We start from the raw sequence: 3,830 nt of genomic DNA, 5'->3' as shown, positions 1-3,830 counted from the left end.
GGCTCGGAATGGCAGACGGAGCCGGGGCGGGGCGCAGGCTCGGAACGGATGACGGAACCGGGAGCGGCTCGGGCGGAGAGATCACGGGCGCGCAACCTTTCTGCGGCAGCGTCCGCAAATAGCACAGATCCCTTGACGGTTAGGCAAGCTTTACCTTATTCATAGCATGTTCACAGATGGCTTGAAAGCTTCCCTCAACCCGCTCGCCAACCAGCGCCGTGACCAGTGGTGTGACGGCGAATCACACAGGAAGGCACACACATGCGACGCCCCCTGGCTGGCCGGATCACCGCGCTTCTCGCGGCCGGCCTGCTGCTCCCCGCCCTCGCCGCCTGCGGCTCCGACGACGACCACAGCGCAACGGGCCCCTCGGGAGAGGGGGACGACTCCGCCCTCGTCATCTACTCCGGCCGCAACGAGAAGCTGGTCAAGCCGATCCTCGACAAGCTGGAGAAGGCCGTCGGCGCCGAGGTCGAGGTGCGCTACGGCGACAGCGCCGAACTCGCCGCGCAGATCCTGGAGGAGGGCGACCGGACCAAGGCCGGGCTGTTCCTGTCGCAGGACGCCGGAGCGCTCGGCGCCCTCTCCAGGGAGGGCATGCTGGAGAAGCTGCCCCAGGGCACCCTCGACGAGGTGGACGAGTCCTACCGGGGCGGCGAGGGCGACTGGGTGGGACTGTCCGGGCGCGTCCGCGTCATCGCGTACAACCCCGGAGACCTCAGCGAGGACGAGGTCCCGGACAGCGTCCACGACGTGGTGAAGCCCGAGTGGAAGAACAAGGTCGGCTTCGCGCCCACCAACGCCTCGTTCCAGGCCTTCGTCACCGGCATGCGCGTCCTGGAGGGCGACGACGCCACCCGCGAGTGGCTCCAGGACCTGAAGGCCAACGGCGCGAAGACCTACGCACACAACCTCGCGACCCTGGACGCCATCGAGGCCGGCGAGGTCTCCCTCGGCCTGGTCAACCACTACTACTGGTACGAGCGGGTCGCCGAGAAGGGCGAGGACAAGGTCAACGCCAAGCTCCACTTCCTGCCCGGCAAGGACCCCGGCGCGCTCATCAACGTCGCCGGCGTCGGGATCCTCAAGGACAGCGGGCAGAGCGAGACAGCCCAGAAGGCCGTCGACTACCTGCTGTCCAAGGAGGCGCAGACCTACTTCGCCGACACGACGAAGGAGTACCCGCTGGCCGCGGGCGTCACCAGCACCGTCGAGGGTCTGCCGCCGTTCGACTCCCTGGAGTCCCCCGACATCGACCTCGGCAAGCTGGAGTCCCTGCAGGAGACCCTGGCCATGCTCCAGGACGTCGGGCTGGTCTGACGGCCGTGAGCACCTCGCAGTCCGGGCGCCGCACCATGAGCCGTGGGGTGCCCGGCGCACGCCGGTCCCGTACGGGCGGCAGACCCCCGCTCGTCCTGCTCCTCCCCGCCTGCGCGGCCGCTCTCCTCGCCCTCCTCCCGCTCGGCTACCTCGCCGTCCGCGCCCTCGAACGCGGGCCCGCCTTCGCCTGGGACGTGGTCGCCGACGAGCGCACCCTGGACCTCCTCGTCCGCAGCCTCGGCCTCACGGTGGTGGTCGTGGCGGCGTGCCTGGTCCTGGGGGTCTCGCTGGCCTGGCTGACCGTACGCACCGCCCTGCCCGGCGCCCGTGCCTGGTCGGTGCTGGTCACCCTGCCGCTCGCCGTACCGAGCTATGTCGCCGCCTTCACCTGGCTGTCCGCCGAACCGGACCTCGCCGGCTTCGCCGGAGCCGCGCTCGCCCTCACCCTGGTCAGCTTCCCGTACGTCCACCTGCCGGTCGCCGCCGCGCTGCGCGGCATCGACCCGGCGCAGGAGGAGGCGGCCCGCTCCCTCGGTCATGGCCCGCTGAGCACGTTCGTACGGGTCACCCTGCCCCAACTGCGCCCGGCGGCCGCCGGCGGGGCACTGCTCGTCGCGCTGTACGTGCTCTCGGACTTCGGCGCGGTCTCCCTCATGCGCTACGACACGTTCACGCGCGCCATCCACACCTCGTACCGTGCCTCCTTCGACCGCACCCCGGCCGCCGCGCTCAGCGTCGTCCTGGTGGTGCTGACCGTGGCGCTGGTCGCCGCCGAGACCCGTACGCGCGGACGCGCCGGACACGCGAGGACGGGAACCGGCACCGCCCGCCGGGCCGTTCCCCACCCGCTGGGCCGGTGGCGGCCGTTCGCGCTGCTGTGGTGCGCGGCGGTGGCGGCCGTGGCCGTCGCCTTCCCCCTCGGCACCCTCGGCTACTGGCTGGCCGCGGGCACCTCGGCCACCTGGGACCTGACCGGCCTCGCGGACACCGCCTGGACCACCCTCGGGGTGGCGGCGGCAGGGGCCGCTGTGACCACGGCCCTCGCCCTGCCGGTCGGCGTGATCGCCGCCCGGCACCGGGGACGCGGCGCACGGCTGCTGGAGCAGGCGGCCTACGCCGGCCACGCGCTGCCCGGCATCACGGTCGCGCTGTCCCTGGTCTTCTTCGCGGTCCGCTACGCCTACCCCCTCTACCAGCAACTCCCGCTCCTGGTCTGCGCGTACGCGGTCCTCTTCCTGCCGGTCGCGGTCGCGGCCACCCGGGCCGCCGTACTCCAGGCCCCGCCCGTACTGGAGGACGTGGCCCGCTCGCTGGGCCGCCGGCCGTGGCAGGTGCTGCGCGAGGTGACGGTGCCCCTGGCCGCGCCCGGGGTGGCTGCGGGGGCGGCCCTCACGTTCGTGGTCTGCATGAAGGAGCTGCCGGCCACGCTCCTGCTCCGCCCCACAGGCATGGACACCCTGGCCACCCGACTCTGGACCGAGACCGGCGCCGGCTCCTTCGCCGCGGCGGCCCCCTACGCGGCCGCGCTGATCCTGCTGGCCGCCGTCCCCTCGTATCTCCTAGGCAGGCATCGCACATGAACGAGCTCCGTGTCGAAGGGCTGACCAAGTCGTACGGTCCCGGGGAGCCGGTCCTGCGCGGCCTCGACCTCACCGTGCCCTCCGGATCCCTGGCCGCGGTCCTGGGCCCCTCCGGCTGCGGCAAGACGACCCTGCTCAGGATCATCGCCGGCTTCCTGCGCGCGGAGTCGGGAACGGTGAGTCTGGGCGGCCGGACCATCGTCGGCCCGGATGCCCACGTACCGCCGGAGCGCCGCCGTATCGGCATCGTCCCGCAGGAGGGCGCGCTGTTCCCGCACGTGAGCGTGGCCCGCAACGTGGCCTTCGGTCTGAAGGGGGCCGACCGGGGCGCACGCCGCGAGCGCACCGAGGAGATGCTCGGCCTGGTCGGTCTGGCGGGCTACGGCGACCGCATGCCGCACGAACTGTCGGGCGGCCAGCAGCAACGTGTGGCCCTGGCCAGGGCGCTGGCGCCCAGCCCCCAACTCGTCCTCCTGGACGAGCCGTTCAACGCCCTGGACAGCGCCCTGCGGGCGGGGGTACGGGCGGACGTACGGTCGGCTCTGCGGTCCACCGGGGCCACGGCGGTCCTGGTCACCCACGACCAGCAGGAGGCCCTCTCCACGGCGGACCTGGTCGCCGTGGTCCGGGACGGCGGGGTCGCCCAGTGCGCCACCCCGCAGGACCTGTACGGCCGCCCGGCCGACCCCTGGGTGGCGGGCTTCGTGGGGGACGCCGTCCTGCTTCCCGGCACGGTGGGGGCCGATGGCACCGCCCGCACCGCCCTCGGCACCGTCTCCCTCTCCGCCCCACCGCCCGACGCCCGTACCGGCACGGTCGTCCTCCGCCCGGAACAGCTCCGGCTGACGACCCCGGAAACGGAGGGCGCGGTCCGGGGCACGGTGACCGACCTGTGCTACTTCGGCCACGACGCCATGGTCACGGTGACGG

Annotated in this window: 3 protein-coding genes; all 3 read left to right on the top strand. The window is 72.9% G+C overall.

What is annotated here, in order from left to right; all coding sequences use genetic code 11:
* Window positions 1-261 precede the first annotated feature (261 nt).
* A complete protein-coding gene (locus FNH04_RS42860; RefSeq protein WP_152791648.1) occupies window positions 262-1,320 on the top strand; it encodes an iron ABC transporter substrate-binding protein in 1,059 nt (352 codons plus the stop codon).
* A gap of 35 nt (window positions 1,321-1,355) precedes the next feature.
* The gene (locus tag FNH04_RS42855; protein ID WP_152791649.1) at window positions 1,356-2,900 is read left to right on the top strand and encodes an ABC transporter permease; all 1,545 of its coding nucleotides are present in this window, start codon (window positions 1,356-1,358) and stop codon (window positions 2,898-2,900) included.
* Window positions 2,897-3,830 (top strand): ABC transporter ATP-binding protein (locus FNH04_RS42850; RefSeq protein ID WP_152791647.1); only part of this gene is annotated, 934 nt, incomplete at its 3' end. The genes FNH04_RS42855 and FNH04_RS42850, both read left to right, overlap by 4 nt.

It is taken from the genome of Streptomyces phyllanthi (assembly GCF_009377205.1).
GTDB lineage: Bacteria > Actinomycetota > Actinomycetes > Streptomycetales > Streptomycetaceae > Streptomyces > Streptomyces phyllanthi.
Note: the sequence above shows the minus strand (reverse complement) of the source record. Positions and strands in the feature narration are given on the sequence as shown.

What these genes read in the sequence shown, in the direction of transcription:
- FNH04_RS42860 (WP_152791648.1), top strand. Translation starts at nt 262, where the DNA reads ATGCGACGCCCCCTGGCTGGCCGGATCACCGCGCTTCTCGCGGCCGGC.
- FNH04_RS42855 (WP_152791649.1), top strand. Translation starts at nt 1,356, where the DNA reads ATGAGCCGTGGGGTGCCCGGCGCACGCCGGTCCCGTACGGGCGGCAGA.